General features: G+C 59.5%; 22 protein-coding genes, 1 tRNA gene and 1 riboswitch. Of the genes, 9 read left to right on the forward strand and 14 right to left on the reverse strand.

Features of this window, described 5'->3' with window-relative positions; all coding sequences use genetic code 11:
• Window positions 1–98: 98 nt before the first annotated feature.
• On the reverse strand, window positions 99–1,118 hold the full coding sequence (locus tag HAP47_RS07330; RefSeq protein WP_173638825.1) for a DUF6925 family protein: 1,020 nt from the start codon (window positions 1,116–1,118) through the stop codon (window positions 99–101).
• A 148-nt stretch (window positions 1,119–1,266) separates the two neighbouring features.
• On the opposite strand from HAP47_RS07330, the gene HAP47_RS07335 reads away from it, so the two are divergent.
• The 3 genes from HAP47_RS07335 (at window position 1,267) to HAP47_RS07345 (ending at window position 6,416) form a co-directional block, all read left to right on the forward strand.
• Entirely contained in the window at window positions 1,267–1,791 is a 525-nt protein-coding gene (locus HAP47_RS07335) for a hypothetical protein (protein WP_173638824.1), read from the forward strand.
• 224 nt (window positions 1,792–2,015) lie between these two features.
• A riboswitch (cobalamin riboswitch) is annotated at window positions 2,016–2,232 on the forward strand.
• 120 nt (window positions 2,233–2,352) lie between these two features.
• A complete protein-coding gene (locus HAP47_RS07340) occupies window positions 2,353–5,265 on the forward strand; it encodes a ribonucleoside-diphosphate reductase subunit alpha (RefSeq protein ID WP_173638823.1) in 2,913 nt (970 codons plus the stop codon).
• Window positions 5,266–5,285: 20 nt separating this feature from the next.
• Complete coding sequence (locus HAP47_RS07345; protein ID WP_173638822.1) at window positions 5,286–6,416, forward strand: ribonucleotide-diphosphate reductase subunit beta; 1,131 nt, start codon at window positions 5,286–5,288, stop codon at window positions 6,414–6,416.
• A 25-nt stretch (window positions 6,417–6,441) separates the two neighbouring features.
• On the opposite strand, the gene HAP47_RS07350 is transcribed toward HAP47_RS07345, so the two are convergent.
• The 10 genes from HAP47_RS07350 to HAP47_RS07395 form a co-directional block, all read right to left on the reverse strand.
• The gene (locus HAP47_RS07350; RefSeq protein ID WP_173638821.1) at window positions 6,442–6,843 is read right to left on the reverse strand and encodes a hypothetical protein; all 402 of its coding nucleotides are present in this window, start codon (window positions 6,841–6,843) and stop codon (window positions 6,442–6,444) included.
• The gene (locus HAP47_RS07355) at window positions 6,840–7,832 is read right to left on the reverse strand and encodes a phosphorylase family protein (RefSeq protein ID WP_173638820.1); all 993 of its coding nucleotides are present in this window, start codon (window positions 7,830–7,832) and stop codon (window positions 6,840–6,842) included. Before HAP47_RS07355 ends, HAP47_RS07350 begins: the two co-directional genes overlap by 4 nt.
• A 548-nt stretch (window positions 7,833–8,380) precedes the next feature.
• Window positions 8,381–10,081: a vanadium-dependent haloperoxidase gene (locus tag HAP47_RS07360; RefSeq protein WP_173638819.1), complete on the reverse strand. Its 1,701-nt coding sequence runs from the start codon at window positions 10,079–10,081 to the stop codon at window positions 8,381–8,383.
• A gap of 294 nt (window positions 10,082–10,375) precedes the next feature.
• Window positions 10,376–11,299 (reverse strand): ferritin-like domain-containing protein, encoded by a 924-nt coding sequence (locus HAP47_RS07365; protein ID WP_173638818.1) that lies wholly within the window; start codon window positions 11,297–11,299, stop codon window positions 10,376–10,378.
• A gap of 57 nt (window positions 11,300–11,356) precedes the next feature.
• Window positions 11,357–12,967, reverse strand: coding sequence for a YCF48-related protein (locus HAP47_RS07370; RefSeq protein WP_173638817.1), 1,611 nt, complete (start codon window positions 12,965–12,967; stop codon window positions 11,357–11,359).
• A gap of 786 nt (window positions 12,968–13,753) precedes the next feature.
• Window positions 13,754–14,677, reverse strand: coding sequence for a ferritin-like domain-containing protein (locus tag HAP47_RS07375; protein WP_173638816.1), 924 nt, complete (start codon window positions 14,675–14,677; stop codon window positions 13,754–13,756).
• 7 nt (window positions 14,678–14,684) lie between these two features.
• Window positions 14,685–15,296, reverse strand: coding sequence for a gluconate 2-dehydrogenase subunit 3 family protein (locus tag HAP47_RS07380; protein WP_173638815.1), 612 nt, complete (start codon window positions 15,294–15,296; stop codon window positions 14,685–14,687).
• Window positions 15,286–16,974: a GMC oxidoreductase gene (locus HAP47_RS07385; protein ID WP_173638814.1), complete on the reverse strand. Its 1,689-nt coding sequence runs from the start codon at window positions 16,972–16,974 to the stop codon at window positions 15,286–15,288. Before HAP47_RS07385 ends, HAP47_RS07380 begins: the two co-directional genes overlap by 11 nt.
• A gap of 614 nt (window positions 16,975–17,588) precedes the next feature.
• Window positions 17,589–18,959, reverse strand: a complete 1,371-nt coding sequence (locus HAP47_RS07390) for a tyrosine-type recombinase/integrase (protein WP_173638813.1) — start codon at window positions 18,957–18,959, stop codon at window positions 17,589–17,591.
• A gap of 205 nt (window positions 18,960–19,164) precedes the next feature.
• Window positions 19,165–19,249, reverse strand: a tRNA-Leu gene (locus HAP47_RS07395).
• Between the two features lie 159 nt (window positions 19,250–19,408).
• Between HAP47_RS07395 and HAP47_RS07400 the strand changes: the two genes are divergently transcribed.
• A complete protein-coding gene (locus tag HAP47_RS07400) occupies window positions 19,409–19,981 on the forward strand; it encodes a disulfide bond formation protein B (protein ID WP_231168799.1) in 573 nt (190 codons plus the stop codon).
• 37 nt (window positions 19,982–20,018) lie between these two features.
• Here HAP47_RS07400 and HAP47_RS41290 read toward each other — a convergent pair whose 3' ends face one another.
• Window positions 20,019–20,147: a hypothetical protein gene (locus HAP47_RS41290; protein WP_256460011.1), complete on the reverse strand. Its 129-nt coding sequence runs from the start codon at window positions 20,145–20,147 to the stop codon at window positions 20,019–20,021.
• A gap of 333 nt (window positions 20,148–20,480) precedes the next feature.
• Between HAP47_RS41290 and HAP47_RS07405 the strand changes: the two genes are divergently transcribed.
• From HAP47_RS07405 to HAP47_RS07420, 4 genes are all read left to right on the forward strand, one after another.
• The gene (locus HAP47_RS07405; RefSeq protein ID WP_092126667.1) at window positions 20,481–20,765 is read left to right on the forward strand and encodes a hypothetical protein; all 285 of its coding nucleotides are present in this window, start codon (window positions 20,481–20,483) and stop codon (window positions 20,763–20,765) included.
• On the forward strand, window positions 20,758–21,054 hold the full coding sequence (locus tag HAP47_RS07410) for a hypothetical protein (protein WP_092123562.1): 297 nt from the start codon (window positions 20,758–20,760) through the stop codon (window positions 21,052–21,054). Before HAP47_RS07405 ends, HAP47_RS07410 begins: the two co-directional genes overlap by 8 nt.
• A 37-nt stretch (window positions 21,055–21,091) precedes the next feature.
• Window positions 21,092–21,376, forward strand: a complete 285-nt coding sequence (locus tag HAP47_RS07415; protein ID WP_092123564.1) for a DUF1488 family protein — start codon at window positions 21,092–21,094, stop codon at window positions 21,374–21,376.
• Window positions 21,377–21,475: 99 nt separating this feature from the next.
• Complete coding sequence (locus tag HAP47_RS07420) at window positions 21,476–21,856, forward strand: hypothetical protein (protein ID WP_173638812.1); 381 nt, start codon at window positions 21,476–21,478, stop codon at window positions 21,854–21,856.
• Window positions 21,857–21,877: 21 nt separating this feature from the next.
• Here the strand turns inward: HAP47_RS07420 and HAP47_RS07425 are convergent, their stop codons facing one another.
• Both HAP47_RS07425 and HAP47_RS07430 read right to left on the reverse strand, forming a co-directional pair.
• Window positions 21,878–22,963, reverse strand: coding sequence for an AbrB family transcriptional regulator (locus HAP47_RS07425; RefSeq protein ID WP_371821745.1), 1,086 nt, complete (start codon window positions 22,961–22,963; stop codon window positions 21,878–21,880).
• A 134-nt stretch (window positions 22,964–23,097) separates the two neighbouring features.
• Complete coding sequence (locus HAP47_RS07430; protein WP_173638811.1) at window positions 23,098–23,370, reverse strand: PsiF family protein; 273 nt, start codon at window positions 23,368–23,370, stop codon at window positions 23,098–23,100.
• Between the two features lie 205 nt (window positions 23,371–23,575).
• Between HAP47_RS07430 and HAP47_RS07435 the strand changes: the two genes are divergently transcribed.
• Window positions 23,576–24,067: a hypothetical protein gene (locus HAP47_RS07435; RefSeq protein WP_173638810.1), complete on the forward strand. Its 492-nt coding sequence runs from the start codon at window positions 23,576–23,578 to the stop codon at window positions 24,065–24,067.
• The last annotated feature ends 43 nt before the right edge of the window (window positions 24,068–24,110 follow it).

Consider the following 24,110-nt stretch of genomic DNA (forward strand, 5'->3'; position numbering starts at 1 on the left):
AATGTTTGACCCCATTGCCTGTATGGGCTCATGTGAGTCTAACAACAAACCATCGATGGTGGTTGGGTCCGTATTGAGTCGCCCCGAGCTTGCACGCCTCAATGGGTTTGATGATATCTCTCACCATGTTCATCATCCTCGCGTGGCTCCGCACGATCGTGTGTTTGAAGCCATCTCGCTAACGACAATCCCTTATGTCCCTGGGATTTGAGTTGCCGCAGTGAGACGCGGATTGCTGTGCGGCCCTCGCGGCTCCGAGGCGTGGCAATCGATTGAGGCCCCAGATCTTCTTCGATGGCGGCCAAGACGCGCTTCTTCAGATTGTGAACCTCGGGAGATCCCCATTTCCTGTGCAGCTTCTGGAAAGCTTCGTGATGGGCGATCGCGAAAGGAATTGCCGTTCCGAAAGCATCCTTAGCAGGGTGCGCGGGATAAAGGTGCGCGCATGGTATCCAGCCTTCTGGCACGGGTTCAGTTGCAGGATGCGTGCGGCGGCTCTTCAGAAGCTTTGGTAGGACGTGGGTGTGCGGTCCGTCTGGGCTCTTTTCGGTCTCGGCCGGGATGGGCTGGTACACTTCGACCCGGCCGATGCGACTGATGAAGACGCGATGCGGGTTGATCGAAAATATCACGCTGATTGCCGGATTTCCGACCTCAAATAGGGGGCGGCCGGTATACTCGCGCAGTCGTTCAACAGCTTTCAGGTCGGCGACCCGTATGCAGAGATCAGCCTGAAGCGCCTTGAGGCCGAGATCAAATAGAACGCCTCGTCGGTCGTCTACTCGCAGAGCGTCCTTATCGGTGCCAAGCTCAGTCAAAGTGGTCCGGCGGTTCATCACGCAATCGGCCTCGCGAAGACACAGCGAAACCCGATGGCTCCAGGAATCTTTGGTTATGCTTTCCGAAGCGAACGGACGAATTCCGCCGCGAAGTTTGATTTCAATGCCGCCGCGAGCTGTGAAGACGCGAACAGCTTCGCCAGCTATCGTCAAGTTTCCCGTCTCATCAACATCCCGAGAGAATTCTGCAATGCCGCCGAAAGTCCCGACACTCCATTGTGTAGTGGGATTCTGGAGTTGCTCGATGATGAGTAGCTTCACCGGGTCGATCGCAGTCATGAGGTCTCGCTACGCGAGGAAGCGATGTCCGCTAGTGACAGGTTTGATATCAAATGAGCCAAGAGTTTGCTAATTCCGTAGATGGGACCAGATTAGACCGCGATCTTATACCCGGGGTTGACAATGGGATGTCGTTTGGATCAGCACGATGATTGTCTCACCAATTAAAAGTCGATTTCTGGAAGTGAAGCGAGAAGGTACTGTTGTGACATTCCGTTTCGAGCCGCAAGCTGACTTAACCATCGGCTCGCATCAAAGGTTCAAGCAATCTATCCGGCTTGTCAAAACACAGCTGAAATGCGTTGCCGATCAGGTTCAAACACAAGGCGGCTGCGTGACGGCCCGGTCCCTGAATGCGGACATAGTCGAGATTACCAATCTTGTCTCGGAAATCGATGCAAGGCTCGGCCAGCTTCGCGACGAGAAGGTCCCGATCAAGATGCTGGAGGAAGTTCTCGGAGTGACACCGCGGGAGCGCCAGCGGTGGACAAAGGATGGTCGGCTCCCCGCAAAGGGAAACGCTTTCATCCAGCGCGGACAAACTATTCGGCTATGGACATACTCGCCGGACGTGGTCGCGCGATTGCTGAAGCACCCTGAAATAATCGATGGCTGGCGTAAGGCTGATCTCGCTAAGGCCGCTGGCACGACCGCATCGTCTGAGCAGATCTGATTGATGGGAGTGTTGGGTCGGCTTTAGGTCGCAAACGTCTCTTTGAGTCGCTGACAGAATCGGTGCAGTCTCGTCATGTCTTCTCCCCTCACGTTCCGGAGGGACACGGGAGTTCAAATGCCCCCCGATGTGGATAACGGGGCCAATTTGTCTCGAGAGGGTCTTGCGAAGCGATTTTTTGAGTAAAGGCATTAACCGCCCATTGACACTTCGCGGCGAATATCACCACATATAGATGTCATGGTTCCATTGGATCGCAAGATTTGGTGGCTAAGAGGGAAGTCGGTGAATCGCACATGCTGCGAGATTCCGGCGCTGCCCCCGCAACTGTAAGCAGTGAGTCACGCCCGATTTAAGTCACTGATGCGCCGTGCGCATTGGGAAGACAGGGCGTGGCGACGACCTGCGAGCCAGGAGACCTGCCGTGACATCAGAACGTCCACGGGCGGGGTGTCCGGCGGTTGCTCGTTTGCCATGCCCGGCGTTCGCCGGCCATGCGATCTGGCGCCTGTCGCAAATCCAGCCCCCATAACAACTGCATTTCTTCCACGGGGCCTGCCGATGTCTTTGTCTCTCGATCGCGAACTGGCGAAAGCCACTCCTGTCATTCAGTTGCGTCCAGATTCACATGCCGCACCGGAAGCGCAACTTCCGATGCAGGTGATCCGCCGCAATGGGACGGTGTCGCGCTTCGACGCCAGCAAGATTTCGGTCGCGATGACCAAGGCGTTCCTCGCCGTCGAGGGCCACACGGCGGCGGCCTCGCGCCGCGTCCATGAAGTGGTCGAGCAGTTGACGGCGGAAGTCGTCGCCGCGTTGTCGCGCCGGATGAGCGAAGGCCGCACCTTCCATATCGAGGACGTGCAGGACCAGGTCGAATTGGCGCTGATGCGCAGCGAGCACCACAAGGTCGCGCGCGCCTATGTGCTCTACCGCGACGAGCGCACCCGGCAGCGCGCGGAGCAGGACGCCGTCAAGTCCGTCAAGCCACAGGCCGGTCCGCAGCTTCAGATGACGCTCGCCAACGGCGGCAAGGTGCCGCTCGACAATGCGCGCCTCGCTCTGATCGTGAACGAGGCCTGCGCCGGCTTGGAAGGCGTGGACGCCGCCGCCGTTCTCGCCGAAACCCACCGTAATCTCTACGACGGCATCAGCCAGGATGAACTGGCGCTGGCCTCCGTGATGGCCGCCCGGACGCTGGTGGAGCAGGAGCCGAACTACGCCTATGTCAGCGCGCGGCTTTTGCTCGACAAGCTGCGTACCGAAGTGCTGTCCCATGTCGAGGGTACCCCGGCCAACGCCTCGCAGACCGACATGGCGACGCGCTACGCCGAATACTTTCCGGCCTATATCAGGACTGGCATCAAGGCCGAACTGCTCGACGGCGATCTCGCGCGCTTCGACCTGCCGCGGTTGGCGGCGGCGCTGAAGCCGGAGCGGGACCTCGCGTTCCAGTTCCTCGGCCTCCAGACGCTGTACGACCGCTATTTCCTGCACGAGCGCGGCAACCGCATCGAGCTGCCGCAGGCGTTCTTCATGCGGGTCGCGATGGGCCTTGCTGTGCGCGAGATAGACCGCGAGGCGCGAGCCATCGAGTTCTACAATCTGCTGTCCTCGTTCGACTTCATGGCCTCGACGCCGACGCTGTTCAATTCGGGCACGCTGCGGCCGCAACTTTCGTCGTGTTTCCTGACCACGGTGGCCGACGACCTCGACGGCATCTTCAAGTCGGTCAAGGACAACGCGCTGCTGGCGAAGTATTCTGGCGGCCTAGGCAACGACTGGACCCGGGTGCGCGGCCTCGGCGCCCACATCAAGGGCACCAATGGCGAGAGCCAGGGCGTGGTGCCGTTCCTGAAGGTGGCCAACGACACCGCGATTGCGGTCAACCAGGGCGGCAAGCGCAAGGGCGCGGTCTGTGCCTATCTCGAGACCTGGCACATCGACATCGAGGAATTCCTCGACCTGCGCAAGAACACCGGCGACGACCGCCGCCGCACCCACGACATGAACACCGCCAACTGGGTGCCCGACCTGTTCATGCAGCGGGTCGCAGCCGACGGCGAATGGACGCTGTTTTCGCCGGACGAGACGCCCGACCTGCACGACCTCTACGGCAAGCCGTTCGCCGAACGCTATGCCTTCTACGAATCCAAGGCGGCGAGGGGCGAGATCCGAGTGTCCAAGCAGGTCCGCGCCACCGACCTCTGGCGCAAGATGCTGACCATGCTGTTCGAGACCGGCCATCCCTGGATCACGTTCAAGGACCCCTGCAACCTGCGTTCGCCGCAGCGCCATGCGGGTGTGATCCACTCGTCGAATCTCTGCACCGAGATCACGCTCAACACCTCTGATGACGAGACCGCGGTCTGCAACCTCGGTTCGATCAACCTCCTCAACCACATCAAGGATGGGTCGCTCGACGAAATCCGGCTGAAGAACACGACGATGACGGCGATGCGGATGCTCGACAATGTCATCGACATCAACTTCTACACCATCCCCGAGGCGCGCCGTTCCAACCTGCGTCACCGTCCGGTCGGCCTCGGCCTGATGGGTTTCCAGGATGCACTGCAAGCAATGCGGATCGCCATCGCGTCCGATGCGGCGGTGGCGTTCGCCGACACCAGCATGGAAGCGATCTCGTACTACGCGATTTCGGCTTCGGTGAACCTGGCTGCCGAGCGCGGCAAATATCCGTCGTTCGAGGGCTCGCTGTGGAGCCAGGGAATCCTGCCCATCGACTCGATCGAACTCTTGGCGGATGCCCGCAGCGGCCTCGATATGGATCGCTCCAGCACCCGTGACTGGGCCAGCCTGCGCGCCCGCGTCCGGACCATCGGTATGCGCAATTCCAACGTTATGGCAATCGCGCCGACGGCGACGATCTCCAACATCTGCGGCGTCGCGCAGTCGATCGAGCCCGGCTACCAGAACCTGTACGTCAAATCCAACATGTCGGGCGATTTCACCGTGGTGAACGAGTTCTTGGTCCGCGACCTCAAGGCCCGCGGCCTGTGGGACGAGGTGATGGTCAACGATCTCAAATATTTCGACGGCAGCGTCGGTTCGATCGACCGCATCCCTGATGACCTCAAGGCGCTCTATGCGACCGCGTTCGAGATCGACAGCGCCTGGCTGATCGAAGCGGCATCCCGCCGCCAGAAGTGGATCGATCAGGCGCAGTCGCTCAACCTCTACATCGCCAACCCCTCGGGCAAGAAGCTCGATGCGCTGTATCGGCTGGCGTGGACCCGCGGTCTGAAGACGACCTACTACCTGCGCTCGCGCTCGGCGACGCATGTCGAGAAGTCGACGCTGAAGGGCACCGACGGCAAGCTCAACGCCGTGACCTCGGTCTCGATGATGTCCGCCGGTTCGGCCGTCAACGTGTCCTCCGCCGTCACCGCGCCGGATCTAACTACGGTCATGGCGTGCTCGATCGATAACCCCGACTGCGAAGCCTGCCAGTAAGCAGAGAAAAGGAAACCACCATGCTTGACTGGTCAGACAACGCATCCTCCACCGCCCGCAAACCGGCCCCGGCGGTTCTGCTCACGGGGCCAATGCCGGAGCAGACGGGCCTTGGTGCCATCGACCGCACCGGCGGCCGGGTCTCCGTGGACGAAAAGCGAATGATCAACTGCCGCGCCGACGTCAATCAGCTTCTGCCGCTGAAGTACAAATGGGCGTGGGAGAAGTACCTCGCCGGCTGCAACAATCACTGGATGCCAACCGAAGTCTCGATGCAGGCCGACGTCGCGCTATGGAAGTCGCGCGACGGCCTGACCGAGGACGAGCGACGCGCCATCAAGCGCAACCTTGGCTTCTTCGCGGCCTCTGAAAGCCTGGTCGCCAACAACATCGTGCTGGCGATCTACCGACACCTCACCAATCCGGAATGCCGGCAGTATCTGCTGCGGCAGGCGTTCGAGGAGGCGGTGCACACGCACACTTTCCAGTACATCGTGGAAAGCCTCGGCCTCGACGAGGGCGAGCTGTTCAACATGTACCGCGAGGTGCCTTCGATCACCGACAAGGCGGCGTGGGCGATCAAGCACACCCAGCATCTCGACGATCCCGACTTCAAGACCGGGACGCTGGAAGCCGACCAGGCGTTTTTGCGCGACCTCGTCGCGTTCTACGTCATCTTCGAAGGCATGTGGTTCTACACGGGTTTTGCGCAGATCCTCTCGCTCGGCCGCCGCAACAAGATGGTCGGCATAGCCGAGCAGTATCAGTACATCTTGCGCGATGAATCGATCCACCTCAACTTCGGCATCGACGTCGTCAACCAGATCAAGATCGAGAACCCGCACCTCTGGACCAAGGCGTTCCAGGACGAAATCCGCGAAATGGTGCGGGCCGCTGCCGAGCTGGAAGCTGCCTACGGACGAGACACCATGCCGCGCGGCTTTCTCGGCCTCAACGCCGCGCTGTGCGAGCAGTACATGCACTTCATCGCCAACCGCCGCTGCGCCCAACTCGGACTGGCGCGCGTGTTCGATGAGGCCGAAAATCCGTTCCCATGGATGTCGGAAGCGATGGACTTGAAAAAAGAAAAGAATTTCTTCGAGACCCGCGTGATCGAATATCAGAACGGCGGCGCACTGAGTTGGGAATAAGAAGAATCGGCGCGCTCTGACGCTGTTAGAGCGTGGCCGTTTTCAGTTTAAGAGATGAGGGCGAGGCGAGGGTGACGTCCTGAAACTTCCATTCGACGAGCGCGGTTTGATTTGAAAGGTCTTCGAACAAGATGGCCTCGCTGGCGCCCACCGACGACTCTTTGCCGTTGATCCACAGCAGCCAATAGCAATTTGGCTTCGAACCATCAGTTACCCCGTCGATGCTATCAAGCTGGGCGCCATAAATGGATCGGTATTCGACCCGGAAGCTAAAGTTTGTGGAGTTCATCGCTTCGCCAATAATCATAGCCTGTAGGGCTGTTATCCCAGCGAACCACGGAACGTCAGGAAGTATATGGGTAGGATTCGGGTCGGACGGATCTGCATAAATCTTGATCTGGACTGCATTGCTGGTAGCCACCATCATCCGTCCCCCTTCATCCGTACAACTCTGTGGAGGGGTTCAATTGTAGCGGTACTCACTCTCAGCGTACAACCCCCAATGGCGTCCTGACCTTGGGAATGAGAGATCCCACGCGCACGGTATTTGCACCACGATGGTGGCCGTTTGGAGTGCGGCCTCATGCATATTCGCCGGACCAACGGCCGATTTAGAGGCGCGATCTTAGCGGCCCGCATCCCCTCCAAATTGAGGACAACCTTTTCGACGTCCGGGTGAAGTTCAGAGGCGCTGGTCGCATACCCCCTAGAACCATCTGGGTTGGCGGCATCGACCGTCAGATTAATCATCTTACTCGCAACCACGACGTCCCCGAGTGTAAACTCCCCTGCGGGACGCCCCCCCGCAATTCCCACGAGCACGACCAGCCTCGGGCGCACCTCCCTGATAAGTTCCATTGCAGTATACAGGGCATTGACGTCGCCCTGGCGGCTACGGACAATGGCGACCGTCAGTTCGTTGCCATCGTTGTCTGCGAACTTGCGGAAGTTGTATCGAAGGTTTTGTCCATCGATCGCACGATCGTCGGAAACAAACCTCTTGAGAACCGCACGAAATTCCTCGATCTTCATGGTGATGATACCGATATCCGCGCTCGGAACCCCTGTATCCGAGTCGTACCTGTAGGATGCAATCCCATCAGCCTGCTCTCGCGGTACGGGCTCATCCAAGGGCGCTTGTCGGCCCTCGCCGGATCTCTCCTCGAATCGGAAATAATATTCGTGAAGGCCCGGTCTGATGAGTTGCATCGACTGACGCTTGCCGCGCTCAATCGCCGCCCAGACCGACGCGCTTGGATTCTTCAATTGGTATTGGAATTTGTATATTCCGGCATTCTGTTCCGTATAGGTAGATTCGCCTAAGTCTGAGAGAACCGTCCCCCTTTCGGAGTGCTGCGAGCTTGTCTTGATCCGTAAGAAATCGAAGGGGACGGGCTGCCCGTCGAGGCCGACCACTCTTAAGGTCACGCTATGCCATGGGTTATTCATCAGCAGCACAGCCTAACGATTACATCATCATTCTCACATTCCACGCATTCGCCGGGTCCCTTCGGCACGCCATTCGGCAAGCATCTCACGGCGCAGGTTTGCGTCGCGGTGCGGGGGTGCAATACATCTCCCTCAATCGAGAATCTGCTGTCCTCAGGTCCTCCAGGTAAAACGTGGAAAGTAAGGCGCGCGCCGCCGAACGGCACAATCGCCTCCAACTTGATTGGACGGACCGAGTGTGTCGATGCCTCGATATTCACCGGTAACCTGCCAGGCTCGGGCAGCGTCACCTGCGGTGGCGGCAGCGGGAAAGTTAAGGTCATGAATGAGCCTGGTGTATCAATCGGAAGCTGGGCTGGACTCGTACGGACTCCGAATACGCCGACACCGATATACGATCCGAGTGGTAGCTTCGCTGATGGATCAACGGCTATAATCACGGAAATCGACATCGTGAGCCTCTCGAGAACGCCAGGATCATTCAGACATTTTTCTGCGGGTCTTTGCCCTCGCTCTCAAACCCGCTGCAGCGCGTTCGCAAGTACGTAGTCGGCTATTGCGTTGCCCTGCTTGATCCCGTTGTCGGCGTCGAACTGCCAGTGAATACCGAGCCAAATGCGGCTTCGACCGTTTTCCTTCTCGGCTTCCGTCAAGCTTTGGAAGGTTCGTTCGACTCGGGGACGTGTTTCGCCGGTCGGTCCACGGTTCAGCCCGTTGTACTCGTCCGATACGAAGCTGAATTTGAGATCTCCGTGGAATTTGCGAAGCGTCTGGAAGAGCCCTCCGCCGAACACGGCATGACCCGACGGGTAGGCTGGGAATGGAGGAGTCAAGTTCGCGCTCGTCGGACTTGCGTTATCCGCGGGGGCCCCGAGCGGCGTCCAGTTGTGGTTTAAGGTGCCGTCGACCGACTTGTCCGGATCGTGGAGACGTATCCAAGTGACCGGTCGTGCCAAGTGATATTCGTATTTTGCAGTCCAAGACCCGATACCGCAGTCCGCTAACACCAGATTTACGAGCGCAAGGTAGCGGGCCATCTCGGCGACGTCGCTGATCGGATGTTCATTGAGCGCGATTGAGGTCGCAATCATATTATACATTCGTGGCGGCGCACAAAGGAGTGCCGTTCCGTCGTAGGCCCAATAGTTGCCTTTGAAGGTCTCGTTCTTTTCGTCTAACGGATCGTGATCGCTGGTTCCAGTTCGCGACGTGTGAGTAGCATGACGAGCACCTAGAGTGACAGGACTTGGATCGCCGCCCAGGGCACGGACGTCGTCATAGGACTTTTGAAACTCCGGGGTACCAGATTTCGGCGGATCGCCAGGAAGGAAGAGTTGCTTCGGATCAATGACGAAAGGTTCGACGTACGACCAGTAACCCCCGATGGCTTTTGGAATTCCAGTAATGGGATCCACTCTCCAATCGTCGATCTGTGGATTCGGAAATAGCGCTGCGGCAGTGGGCTCCAAGTCAAGCGAGTTGTTGGGTCCCTTCTTCAACGGGACTTTTCCATCAGTTTCGGAGCCGTCACCGAACTGCTTGGTCGAAGGATCGTATTTTCTGAGCGCCAATATCTGGGTCGCCGCGGCCTCGCCGATCGCGCTCCCCAAGCCTTGCATTTCGGGATTATCTGGAATGGTTGGAACAAGCTGACGATAGTGGGCTTCAATGAGCGGCGTCTTGTTGGGATAAAGCACGACCATCGTATCGTGGGCTGCGACGGCGATTGCCGACCGAACAGAGGCTTTGGTCTCGTCCACGTCTTTCGGCGCGCGGCCAATTGCCGAGAATATTTTTGCCTGTACGCCCTTGTAGCTTTGCGCTCGGCGGTAGATCGTGTTGACGGCCTCAAACACGGCCAAGTGGATGATCGCCAGAGCTCGACTCGATCGATGTGGTCCGAACTGCTCAGCGTACAGCGGATCGACTCCGCTCGATGTCGCCAGCGTCGTGTGGTCCTGCGCCGTTAGATCCAAAGCGAAGGCGTTCCATTGGAGCAGATGATACAGATCTGGGCCGACACCCGTCGTTATCTTCTGCACAAGCGGAAGTCGTGTGAGATAGTTGAGGAACGCGCCTGGCTCCCGAGGGGCGGCGATGCGCTGTTCTTGCGCACCCTTTAGAAACTGAAGATTTGGCGATGGAGCCCTATAGTTGGGGATTGCGAAGATGTCCCGGAGCTCGTTGGCTCCGCCGGAGGTTTGAGCCTTTGCCATTCGGGGCAGCGCGAGAAAAGCGAGTCGATGCGGTGCTAAGCAAATAATTCCGACGATTGAGTAACATGACTTACTCCTCGCAATTCGACAACCAAAAGATCATATTTTGATAAAAAACAACGTATGAATGTTCACGCAGATGACGCCTTCTTGTCAATACTTTGCCGAAAAATCTCTGATGAGAGCATATGAGATTGCGGTCGCATTCTTGAGCTGACGCTCATCGGTTAGCACTGCATTTGTTGCTCCATGTGGCGGATTTAAGTGCAGTTCCGATCGATCCGACTCCCCAATTCAAGCCAGGGGAACCCATAAGAACTCGGGACGAATCCCTTGCGTGATGAGGCCTACGCCAAGCGTGCGAAGATTGAACATGGCGCCGATGTTCGGTTTCGCGCCGCTCTTCCAGCACGCCTGAAGTCCGATCAAGAGTTGCGACAAGGCTTGATTAAATGCAAACGACCGACTTGGTGTTGCAGTCGATTGTTGGAATTTGAACGTCGTCGGAAATTGGATTGCAGCGCCGCTGAAGCTCCAATGACCGGCCGCATCCTGCACCAAGGTCTTCCCGACAAAGATCTCCTTGAACACATAGTAATGGGCAAACGTCTTGTTGCCGGCCGGCGGCTGGTCGGGAGAACCCGCGGTACCCTCACCCTCACCCTTAATCAGCGAAATCGCCGCAAGTGCGTCGGCAATAGTCTTGATCGGCTTTGCTTCGCCGGAAGTGACCGAGAAGGCGTTGGGATTGATCGGAGGATTAACCGTCTTGAATCCATCGGCGATCGTGTCGTGGAACGCGCCTATCGTTGCAGGCGCTGCGGCAAGGGCAACTGGTGGAAATTCCGGATATTCGATCTGCATGAAGACCTGTGCTTGCTCGGGCGTGAGCGGCTGCAGATCAACGGCTAGTTTCTGAGGAATGCCTCCGGGCAGCACATTCGTAGGGTAGCTCGGAATGAAAGCCGCATTGGTGATGTTCGGTACGCCTCCGATCGCGGCCAGCATGTTGCCCGCTAAGGCGAAGTGATACATCTCCTGCACCACGATGCCTTCAATCATGTCGGCGACGTCGCTCGGGTCGGAATCGATCGACCATTGCGCGCACAGATAGGGCGGGATGGTGGAGAACTCCAGCTGCATCGCGATCTGCAGCGCGTCCTGCAGGTCTGCAGGCGTCGTAATGCGATCCTTGACGAACTGGGCGATGGTTTTCATCTGACGTTCCTCTCGTGATCTCAACTACGCTTACTCTCCAGACAGCTTGGGCCACCGCTAAACCATGGCCTGCGGGACAATCGCCCCTGCCGTGATCCAGTCCGACAGCAGCTGGACGTCGGACTGCGCCATCACGCCCTGCATTGGGCCTGTTCCGATGACCGCGACCAGAAACATGCTGCGATCGGGCTCGCCTGGAATAATCCAGCCGCCGCGGATCAGGGCGCGCATTAGATCCGGCGGCGTGTCGAACAGCGATTTCAGCGAAACGGGCTTGCCAAAGGCGTCGGGAAGCACGAGGTCGTCATGTGCGCGTTTGGCGCGGGCTGCGAAACGCTTGATCAACTCCTCGACCTGCTTTCCGAGAGTGTTAGGCGCCGCGCGCGCCGGGCGCACTGCCATGCCCGTCGTCGCCTGGCCGTCGATGACAATGCGATAAATAAAATGACCTGTGCCGGCATCCACGCCGTCGTCGGTCTTGAAGTTCCAGGCGAAGGTTCGCGCACCGGGCTGCGGCGTCGTTTCGTCGATCAAAACCTTCACGAGTGTCTGCCTGGGATCGAAGACCGTGATGGTCAGCTGCTTTGCGTTTTCAGGGACCTGGGCGGCGATATCGAGCGCGTCCCAGACCTTCGGGATTGGCGATTCCGCGGTCCGGGGGCAGCCGCCAAAGCCGCGCCCTTCGGCCGCGTTGCATTGATAGATTGTTCCACCCGAGGCGTAAGCGACGATCGGCTCCGTTTTGGTGAAGCGAAAGCGGTTGATGAAACGGCCAACGCCGTTGGCGTCAAACCAAGTCGCGCCACCGTCAGTCGTGCCGCTGGTCGTGCCGTTGGGACTGCCCGACATGAAGCCGTGACCCCAGCCGCCGACCCAGCCGACCTGTTCGCTGAGAAAGCCGATGCCCTCCAGTTCGACGTTCCGCTGCGGATCGGTAATCGGAATCCGCCTCCAAGTTTGGCCGCTATCGGTCGTCTTCAGGATCGCGGCTGCGGTGTCGTTTTCGAGAGACACGAACCCGATTTGTGGCGTGAGGAACTGGATCTTCCAGCCCCATTCGCCACTGGGGAAGTCGATCCCAGAATTTTGTAACCTGTCCTCCCAGCTCTTGCCGCCGTCGGCGGTGAACATGATCACCGGCTTCAGCTTGTCGTAGGTGGTCCCGCCCTTGCCGCCAACTACCCAGCCGTGCAGATCGTCAACGAAATAGGTGTCGATCAAGAGATTGGCATGCGCCGCCATGGAGATCGAACGCCAGGTCTTGCCGCCATCGCTCGTGTGCATGACCGCGGCTTCGCGATTCGGATATTGAGTGCCGGAGGCAAAGACGACGCCCTTGGACGGTGAGGATATCCCGCAGATCGCGCTGGGCAGCGCTGGCAGGCCGGCAGTCATATCGGTCCAGGTCTTGCCATCATCGGTCTTGAACAAGCGCTGTCGCCGCGTGATCGAGCCGACCCAGCCATCGGTTGGGCTCGTGAAGCTCATGCAACGCAACCACGTATTGGCGTCGGCGGTGTGCTGGATTGTAGAGGTCGCGAAGCCATCCTCGGAATGAACGATTTGACCCGCGCTATTCACGCCCCAGCCAACCTGCGGACTGATAAACCAGATGTCATCGTAACGCGTTTGGACTGGAGCGTTCGTCGGACGCCAACTGAAGGCCATGGGTTTCCCCCGGCAAAAAAGAACAAAAATCGGTCTTACCCGTGCGGCGGGATCTGCCGCGGAAAGGCAACATCACGTCAGCAAAACTATTGCAACTAGGCAATTCTAGTACAATTTAGAGGTGCAATCAATTAATTCCTTCGGTGCGCTGCCGCAGCCCACTCCAGCACACCGACCTGCAAGGGTGCCTATCGCGTTTTGGGCGCTTTTTCTGCAGTGAGGCGCTGCGCTTTGAGAAAATCAACTCGTGGCGAGTGCAGTGAGCGATTCGCGACCAATTCTAGCGCCACACGCTTTCGCGGATTTTTGCAGCGCGTTAGACAACTTCGCGAAGGCCAAATTGCGGTCCAGGCACTTTGATGGAAAAGGCGGCCCTGTCAAAAGTCGCTCATTTAAGGAGATCAGCGTGGCGTCGCTACGAGTCGAGGGCGACCGGACAGCATGATGTGGCGACCAGGCGTTGACCACGGACAGGACCATGAGTTCGGCGGGCGCGATGTTTACGGGAGACTTGACACCATCGGGCCCGTTACAGAAGGCCGTGTTCCCACAAACCCGTTGGCCTGACTAGTCAAAGGCTACATCCGCTTTGTGCCGTTAGCGATTAGGCTGGCATGGTGGCATAGTAATATTGACTGACACTCTATGCGCCGCAAAAAGACAGAGCGTCCAAAATAGTGGGTTTCGCGATGTAGCGGACCAGTGACTCAAACCCCCGACGCTTCGAATGCAGCGGTCTGGTTGACGCGCCTCTTAGTTCGATTTCTCGCTGCACGGGAGCGTTCGTTAGGAGTGGTCCATCCATACGAATTCCGGGCGGATACCCCTCTCTACCAATGCGCGACCCGCGAGCTTAACCTCAAACATTGCCGGAACGTCTACCGTTCTGCCGCTGGACCAGCAATGCTCCAAGTGCGTGAGTAACTGGGAGAGTACGATCCTAAAGTGAGCGCGATCTTTGCGATGTCCGATACATCTGCGAAAACTAAACACTTCTGGCATCGATATAGGTGCGCCTTCAAGCTTCCAATTCCCATCCACTCTGATCAGCCGGCGACCGACGTGAACTTCCTTAAATAAGTAATAGTGTGCGAGATTGTGGGCCGGACTCGGCTCCTCCGGAGAATCTTCTAAACCTTCACCTTCGCTCTTAATGCGATCTATGCTTGCGATAGCATCGGTCACGGTCAAAATCTGCTTAGCGAAGGGAACCTGCACCCACGATGCTGCTGGATCGAGCGGTGGGTTCAGGCGATGAAATGCTTCTTCAATCGTAGTGTAGAAGGCCCCGATCGTCGCCGGGCGATTTCTCGTCAAGACGGCGATAGGGGGAAACTCCGGGTATTCAATTTGCATCAACACGGCCAACTGCGATTTCGTTAGAGGACGCAGTCCGACCGGGAGCGCTTGCGGGACGTCGCCGGGTAAGCGTCTGAGCGGATACTTCGGCAGAAAGCTTTTGTTGGCAATCTTCGGCATTCCGCCCACGGCCGTAAGGAGGTTACCGACGAGCGCAAAGTGGATCATTTCTTGGCTTACGACCTTGTGCAGAATACCTTCGACCCGATCCGGATCTTCTCTGATGGACCATTGCGCACACAGGTAGGGCGGTATCGTGCTGAACTCGAGCTGCATGGCCAGTTGCAGAGCACGCTTCAGTTCGGAATGCGTGTGAATGCCACTCGAGACGAATTCAGCGATCGTGTTCATGCAATGTTCAAAGTCCTAGTTGCCGCAGTTCGTCGTCGATGATTCGCTGAATGTCTGCGGGCACTGGCGCAAATGATTGAAGCGGAACATTGCCTCTGTAGCCTATGGCCGGGAAGCCCATGTCCGAGGTGAAATATCCACCAACAAGGAGATAGCGAAATCGAGTAAAAAACTTGCGTGGGTCGCCGCCCATGGCAATCACTGCATCCAAGACCTTGGCTTTTCGTTTGCTACTCAGCCAAAGAAATCCCAGCCAGTAGCGGCGACGTGACTCCCGATCCAGCAAACCCATTCCTTGGAGGATAAGGTCTTTGTCAGATTGCTGGGTTTTGTAAGGCGCACTAAGCCATTCGTTGAAGAAGTTGGAAATGCCCATCTTGCTTGGTGCCGCAAACTCCGATGTGCCAGGCAAAATAATATCGCTGAGTGCAGCTACCATGTTCAGCTGGCGTCGCGACAGGAGCAGGTCCCATGTCACCTTCGGTGTTATGACGTTTGGATCGGTGCTATACTCCGCCGCTGTAATCGCGTCCCGCGTCTTCAGGGCCTTAAACGGGATCCGCTGCCCAGTTGCATTTGCTTCTTCTGGCAATCGATCCATGGCAACCTCAAAGCTCACCGCGTTTCGCCAACTCGGCTATGCGAGCTGACCCGCGCGAGGCTATGGCAAGGATCGTGAGAGTGGGGTTTTTGTCCGGACTAGAGACGAACGTAGCACCGTCCAGAACAAAGAGATTCGTTACTTCCCAGCACTGTCCAAACTGATCGACGACCGAATCTGCGTCAGAGAGACCCATACGTGCGCCACCCACTTCGTGGACCGCTGCCCCTCCTACCGGCATCTCGGCTGGGCCGCTCGTGACGGTCCCGCCGAGCGAGCTAATCACTTGCCCGAAAATGAGTTGCTGATGTTTCCATTGATTGACCTCATAGTCTCCCCATTTCCAATGAAAACGAAGAACAGGAGTTCCCCATTTATCTTTGGTGTCGGGGTCCAACTCACAAAACGTCTGTTCGTTGGGGATCATCTCGCCTTCGCCGCTGAGACTGACGTAGCTGCCATATTTCTGTAGAATTTGCTCGCGCAAGCCGTGGCCGTACGTCGCGTCTTGCTCGTCGACATAGCCGCCGACGCCCATCGTCGGCATCCTCCGCCCACCTCTCGGTTCTATGTGATATCCTCGTGGGAAACCGAGTTCTCCCCGCGCTTGCTCTTGGTACAACCACCAAGGCACATAGATGTGAGGCGTGAAGATTCCGTCGTCATTGCGCGCGGGCAATTTTTCCAAAATTGGGATGCGGCCCCTCACGGTAAATTCGACTGTATCCATGATGTACTTGCCGACCAGGCCTTGAGAATTGCCGATCCCATTGGGAAACGACGTACTTTTGGAATTCAGCAGTATGCGCGCCGATGAGAACGCTCCCGCGGCGAGGATCACGCATCGTGCCTTGACCTTGCCTTGATCTCCGGTATGCCGATCTACGAAGCTGACGCCGGTTGCTCTCCCGCTCTTATCGATTTCCACTTCGCGGACAACCGCATTGCAAATAATCGTCAGGTTTCCAGTCTCCTGTGCTTCCGGCAGAAGTACCGTCGTGCTCTGAAAGTTGGACCGACTGGAACATCCCTGGGTGCATGCGGTAGCGTAGAGGCAGGCTGCCCGACCATTCAGAGGTTTGGTCAATATGGCCGCCCGGATTGCTGCGACCCGCATCCCGAGCTTTTCAAACGCGCGCGCGAGAACGATTTCGTATGCGCGTGGGGGCGGAGGAGGGAGCATGACCCCGGGCGGCGGATCGGGTGTGTTCTCAATCCCCTCACGTCTGCCGGTGACGCCGATCAGCCTTTCAACTCGATCGTACCAAGGCGCTAGATCGTCGTACTCGATCGGCCAATCAAATCCCAAACCATCCCGGCTCTTTGGCTTGAAGTCATAAGGCCCGAAGCGAAGAGCAACTCTCCCCCAGTGATTGGTTCGTCCACCCAGCATCCGGGGACGCCACCAACTAAATTCCTCCGAGTCGGCCGCGGTAGTGTAAGGCTCTCCCGGTACGGCCGTTCCTCCGTCAACCGTCGCATCATAGTAGCCGTTGTTCTTGTCCGGAGTTACTGCCCCGCGCAGCGGAGCCTTCTGCTGAGAAACGAACATGGGCGTTTCAGTGCCCGGATCGTAGTCGCGACCTGCCTCAAGCACCGCTACCCGTAGACCTGCCTTGCACAGGTCATATGCTGCCATTCCCCCTGCGGCCCCTGAGCCGACGACGACAATATCGAATGGCTCTTGTACGTCCATCTGACCGCCCTGCTGCGCGCAGTTTGCGCAATTCAATGCCTGCGGCTCAGGCGAAAAGCTCGGTTGCTATGCGCTCCTCGAACACCACATAACGGCGCACGCAAAATCCGAGCCTCTGACGCACATCGCCGGTCACTGCCGCGACATATGTCGGGGCAAGCACCACGAGCGAGACCGCTTCAGATACTTTGCAAAAAAATTATCTACAATCTAAGAGCGAACGTAGCATACGAGGGAGAACCGTACAATGAGAACGTGTGCTTCCCTGCGGCAATCCTATGTTGCGGCCGCGGGCAGGCTTGCCCCCGTCCACTATCCACAAGTACACGAGAAAAGGCCGATGCGGCACGAAGGAGGCAGGGCCCCAACGATTTCAAACAATCTGGAATTCGGCCAACAGCGGCTGCAAGGTCTTTTCCAGCCCGATCAAATCATGTTTGAACGCTGCAGCTCGGATTGATTCCTACCGATATCCATCATCAACTTCCAGTTGGTCACGAAAGGAGCTGCTTTCGTCGCGCCTTGCTCAAAGACTCATCAATGCAACCGGGCATATCACAGGAGCTTGCCACCGATTGAATTGGGCAGAATTACCACGCCTGATGATAGGCGCCTCACGCCTGCGCGCTTCCCTTGATCGGCATCACCTTCTTGGGATTGAGCCAGTGGTCGATCCGATCAGCCCAGTGCTGCATCAGCTTCGTGCGTGAGCCGATGAGCGCGAGCGGTCCGTGCTTCTTGTAGAGACCTTCCACAGTAGAGCTATCGAGATGCGCGAGCTGCAGCTCGACGACATCGCCATCCCATGCCTTGGCGTCCTTGATCTCTTCGTGATGAGACAGGGTCGAGAAGGTGGTCCGGAATCCATGGGCACAATGATCAGTCTTCGTGTCAATGCCAAGCAGCCGCAGCCGCTTGTTGAGCGTGTTGTTTGATAGTGGCGCGTCCTTCGAGCAGGAAAACGCGTACCGGCGATGGCCGGTCAGCTTCTGAACGCTGCGCAGGATTGCGAGTGCCTGCCGTGACAAAGGCACGACATGGTCCCAGCCGGTCTTCATTTTGGCGGCTGGAATAGTCCAGCGTGTGGCATCCCAGTCGACCTCGCTCCACTCCATTTCATTGACCATGCCGGGGCGGGGAATTGTCAGCGCATCGAAACGCAGGGCAAGGCCAACAACATCACCAAACCTCGCTCTCGTCCAGGGTGCGCTGATGAGCTTGAAGACGCGCGTCACGTCGCGAGGCTCAGTGACGCCCGGACGCGGCGTCGAAATATTGGCGATCATCTGCCCCTTCAGGTTGCGGAATGGATTGTAGCCGTCGCCTTCGACATCGGCATAGTCGCAGATTTGCTCACCGATGCTGCGCACGCGGTCGCGCGTTTCCAGCTTTCCCTCGGTTTCGTATGAACGCATGAACGCGAGAACGTCCGGACGCTTGATGTCCTGCCTAGATAACTTGCCGAAGCGAGCTTTGACGTAGCCGACACGCAGCTCAAGCACCTCGATGGTCTTGGGGTCGCGCACCGCGACGATCCTGCCGCGTTTGACTTTTTCGATTTTCTTCTTCGCGAGCCACTCGTCTGCCCATTGCCCGAAAGGCCGGGCGGCCGCGTGCCTGTGCTTGTCGAGTTGCTTCTCGGTGCTCGGGTCTTTGCCTTCCTTGAGCAGGCCCTTGGCCTTGTCGCGCTCGCGGCGGGCGTCGGCGAGCGAGAACGTGCCGTCCTTGCCGTTGCCATAAGGGCCGATGGAGTAGGTTTTCTGACGGCTGTGAAAGCGGTAGCCCATCCGCCAGAGCTTGGAGGCAGCGTTGCCTGGCTTGCTCCTGTCCGGCGTGACGAAGAGATAAAGACCGCCGCCGGTCACTTCGGAAATCTTGGCGGGACTCCACTCGCCATTATCGAATCTCGGCCGCGCAGCGCGGCAGTCGACGTCGGTTCTGATCTGCTCGGGGTTGGCGCACGCGCCACCGTTCTTGCGGGCCATCTGCTCAATTCCGGGAATAGCGAAGGTCGCCGTGAACGTTTGTTCTCCCGATACCAACAAAAGTACCAACAAATCGGGCGGCTGGGAGCGGACGAGAACAAACGGTGATGAACACCGATGTACGCCGAAAAGCCCATTTTTCAAGGGTTTGCGAGCACTGCGCGGACGGTTGCGGACGCTTTAGAACGGGCCCGAACAGCCTAGTTGGTGCCCCTGGCCGGAATCGAACCAGCACTCCTTGCGGAACTCGATTTTGAGTCGAGCGCGTCTACCAGTTCCGCCACAGGGGCATTCGCGGTGGTCCAGGCCGATACGGGGCCGGGGTCGCGAAGCGCGGCGGACTATAGCGGGCGGCCCGTCACGGTCAACCCGCGCGGATGTGATTGTCCCGCGCCTCGACAGCGGTATTTTCGCGCGATACGACCCGGATTGAGCATGGAGCAGGGGCCATGACCGTGCCGAACGATGCTCGCAGGAGGACTGCCGTGACGCTCGCCACCGCCCATCCGTCGGATGCTTCCGCCACCGGCAATCCGGCGCTGACCTCGGCCCTGGCGATTGCCGTGATCGCGGCCGCGACGCTGGCCGGCGCCTGGTTCTTCCAGCTGGTGCTGGAGATCATGCCCTGTCCGCTCTGCCTCGAGCAGCGCTATGCCTATTACCTCGCGGTCCCGCTCGGCGTCGTAGTGGCGCTCGCAGCCGCCCGTGGCGCGGCGCGGCCGGTGCTGATCGCGGGCCTCGTGATCCTCGGCCTCGCCGCGCTGGCCAATGCGGGGCTCGGCGCCTATCACGCCGGGGTCGAATGGGGGTTTTGGCAGGGACCGACCGACTGCACCGGCCCGATGGTGGATTTCGGCAAGGCCGGCTCGCTGCTGGATCAGCTCGACAAGGTCAAGGTGGTCCGCTGCGACGAGGTGCAGTGGCGCTTCCTCGGCATCTCGCTTGCCGGCTACAACGTGCTGATCTCGCTGCTGATGGCCGCGGTCGCCGGCTGGGGCGTGGCGAAGGCCGCCAGGCCCTGACAAAGAGGCCTGACTTACAAGGCCTGACTCAGGCGATCTATTTCTTCTTCCCCGGCGCGAAGCTCGGCTGTGCGCCCTTCAGGCTGGGAGCCGCGGCGATCACCTTGATCTTCTCCTTCTTGGGCTTCTTGACCTCGCGGTTGCCGTGTCGCTCGCCTTTGGACATGTCGGTCTCCCTCTAGTTTATCGAGATCATCGACTCGGTCAGAGCCTGCCTCCGGAGCAGTCCCGAACGTCGACGTGGATTTGCTTTGCCGGAAGTGATGGTGATCGACCGTAGGCCGATCGCACCCGAATAGCGAGCGCCAAAGCGGTTTGCGGCGCGCTGCGGCAACAACACGCGGGATGGTATGAGGAGCGGTCTTTGCCCCTCGTTCGGCGAGAAAGCCAGGAACACCAGGAAAACCAACAAGAAAGCATTGGCTATTGCCGCCGAAGCGGCGCATGCTGCTGATGGGGCCGCGCACCGGCGCAAGGCGTTTTCGCAAAAGGCTGGCCCATGACCATGCGCTCCCGACGTGAAGTCGTCACCTTCCAGCATCCATTCCGGATCAGAGGCATCGATCGTGAATTGCCCGCAGGCGCCTATGAGGTCATTACCGACGAAGAGGCGATCGAAGGGCTCTCGTTCGCGGTGTTCCGCCGTGTCGCCACGATGATCATCGTCCCGGCACAAGGCTCGCGCGGATTGACGACGGAGATGGTGTCGATCGGCTCGGTCGATCTGGCGGACGCCCAGCGTATCGACGCGAGCGCATCCAACGCGAGCGCATCCAATGACTGACGAACCGCTCGAGCTCGATCGCCGCCGCGGCATGGCAGCCCAGAAAGCCACCGATATTCGCCGTGCGCTGGCGGAAATCGAGACCCATGCGAGGGATCTGCGCGAACGGCAGGCCTCGCTCGAAACCGGACTGCTGGCGGTACCTGCGACGTCGTGGCCGGAGGTGGCCGCCAAGGCGCGCTACGTTCTGAATCTGTACGCCGCGAGCCTGCCGCCGGAGGACACAAGGCATCGCGATCTGGTCACGGCAATTCTCGAGGATTTTGTGCGCCTCACCGAGCCGCGATGAACCAGAACCACTTCGCGGCTTTGAAGGAGCTGGTCACATGACGCTTACCCAGGGTCGCTTCATCAGCTACGAATACGACAGGATGGTCGTGCTGTTTTCGATGCATGACGACGAGAAGGAGATCCATTGCGCGATCTCGACCTCCGCCATGGATGAATTGGAAGGCGGGGCGCTCGGGCGCGCGGGCCACCGCGAGACCCAGTTCATGCGGCTGCGCGAGCGCATCGAGGCCTGCGCCGATGGCAAGTACCAGGCGAAGGAGTTCGAGGGGGCGCCGCCCCGGATCATCCTGCGCAGCATCGATTTCCGGAAGCCAAGGTAGAGAATTCCCCGTGCAAAGGCCCTGACGCGCGTGTCAGGTGTTTCATGGTGGAGGCTATCCCGCCGTCACCGTTCCCGATCATGCGCGACAGACGAGCCCATGCTGATCATCGTGCACCGCGTCCCCGTCGAGTTGTTGCTGTTGGCCAATGAGACGTTGTTGCGCCTCAAGAGCCGACGCAATCTCGTCGCCACGCTGATGAGCGAGCAGCGCCCGAGATATACGATCTCCGAAATACATGGTGCGAGCAGCCGGCTGACCGCGCTATGGCGCGCAGTCGCCAGAGAGCGGCTCGAGGAATGGAGCGAAGCACAGCCCGATTCGGTCTATGCCCGGATCACCGAACCCTTGTGGCACGCTGCGGCCGTCGCGAAACTGCAAATGGACCGGGACGAGGAGCTATGGTTCGATCCCGGCGAACTGACAGCGTTGGCGCGATCGTTTCGCGATCAGCCGGGCCAGTCAGCGTCCGAAGTGTGAGCCGGAGAGTTATCCGATCGCCTAATCGTCGACGTCGTCCTGCGGCCGTCCGAACAGATGGATGATGCCCGGCGTCGAGATGGTGACGAACAGGAAGCGCGACAGGTGATGCGCGCCGACGAAGATCGGGTCGATGTGCAGCGTCAGCGCCAGCGCCAGCATCGCGTCCATTGCGCCGGGCGCGAAGGCGACCACGACGTCGGCGAGCCGCACATTGGTGGTGAAGGCGATCACCGCGACGAACACGGCCGAGATTGCGATCGCGATCGCGAATGAGCCGAGCCCGGCATTGACGTGGCTCAGCAGGGTCGAGGGCTTCATCCGCGCAAACCGGGTGCCGATCAGTGCACCGATGCCGACCAGCGCGACGTTGCGCAACCAAGGCGGCAGGCCGCCATCGACCAGGCCCGAGCCGTGCAGCAGGCTGGAGGCGAGCATCGCGCCGAACATCCAGCTGGCGGGAAATTTGATCCAGCGCAGCAGCAGCGAGACGCCGGTCGACCCGGCGACCAGGGCGACAAGGCCGAACGGCGAGGCGACCGTCGTCGGCAATGGCGGCGGCGCCGCGTGCGTCACCCCGGTCAGGGCCAGCACCAGCGGCAGGGCCGCGGTCAGGATGATGACGCGCATGGTCTGCACCACGGCGATCGCCGCGACGTCGGCGCCTTTTTCCGCGGCGAGGATCGTGATCTGCGAGAGCGCGCCGGGGCTACCGGCGAGGAAGGCCGAGGTCTGGTCCCAGCCATGCATGCGCTGCAGATAGACGCTCGAGCCGAAGGTCGAGCAGAATGTCGCCAGCGCCAGCAGGGCGATGGTGAGCGGATAGGAGCTCATGTGCTGCAGCAATTGCTGCGACATCAGCGAGCCCAGCGAGATGCCGAGCAGCAGCAGCACCGATTGCGTCAGCACCGGCGGCACCGCGAGCGGCCGTCCGGCCAGTGCGGCGATCGCAACCGCGCACATCGCACCCGAGATCAGCCCGCCCGGCAATCCTGCCCATAAAAACAGCAAGCCGCCGGCGGCGCCGATGACGAGTGTCTCGAGCCCGTTCAGAACTTTGCTGCGGTCGGGAATGGCAGTCGCCATCGAAGCGCGGATCAGGGTCACGCCGCCTTATGGCAAATTCGTAACCACGCGACAATTGCATCTCGCGATTGCAGCATTGCGCCCCGGCTCGCCCGGCGCACAGGTTTTCACCCTCCCCGGCGGGGAGGGTGAAGGATGTCAGATACGTCTACGCGTTACTTCGCAGCCGGCGCTGCGGCTGCGCCGCCTGCCTTCTTGCATTCCGAGCGGAATTTCTTGCGCTCCTTGCCGTGCAGGCCCTTGGCATCGGCTTGCTTCGAGCACTCCAGCGACTCGGCGGTGCGCGGCTTGGCTTCCTTGGCCATCTTGGCGTCGGCCTTCGGAGCGGCCTCCTTGGCGGCGGGCGCGGCGGTTTGTGCGAAGGCTCCGCCCATCAGCAGCAGGGAGGCAAGGGCAGTTGCGGTCGCCAGCGTGGAAATCTTCTTCATGGGGCACCTCGTGAGGGAAGGAGCCGAAACGTTGCGCGGCGATGATGAACCGTGGATGAATATGCGATGGTCCCGCCGCCACAATATTTTAACAGCCAAGGGCGTCCGCACGTTGTCGCAAGTCGGGGTTGCGCTAGGATAATGGTCTTACGCCAATGCCCCAGGGGAAACCTCACGGGAAACCAGGGATGACGGGAGACCAGGGATGACCATTCAGACCAGATTGTTGTGTGTGATTGCGGTGTCGGGCTTTGCAGCCTTTGCGGTGAGCGCGCCGGCGCAGGCCCTGACCACGCAGGAATGCAGCGCCAAGTACCAGGCGGCCAAGACGGCCGGCACCCTCAACGGCCAGAAGTGGAATGATTTCCGCAAGGCGCAATGCGGCGCCGACGCGACCCCGGCCGCGGCGCCCGCCGCTCCGCCGCCCGCTGCCGCAGCGCCCGCTCCGGCCGCGCCGAAGGAGGCCAAGCGGGAAGCCGCGCCCGCCGCGGCACCCGCCGCACCGGCAGGGCCCGCCGTGTTTCCGAACGCGGTCGATCCCAAATACGCCAAGGAGTCCGAAGGCAAGCAGCGCATGCACACCTGCGTGGACCAGTACAATGCCAACAAGACCACCGGCGGCAATGGCGGCCTGAAGTGGATCCAGAAGGGCGGCGGCTATTACAGCGAGTGCAACAAGCGCCTGAAGGGCGCCTGAGTCAGCTGAAGCGAATTTGACGGGTGGCCGGCGCAAGCCGGCC

Origin of the sequence: Bradyrhizobium sp. 41S5 (assembly GCF_011516665.3) — a bacterium.
Classification (GTDB): Bacteria; Pseudomonadota; Alphaproteobacteria; order Rhizobiales; family Xanthobacteraceae; genus Bradyrhizobium; species Bradyrhizobium quebecense.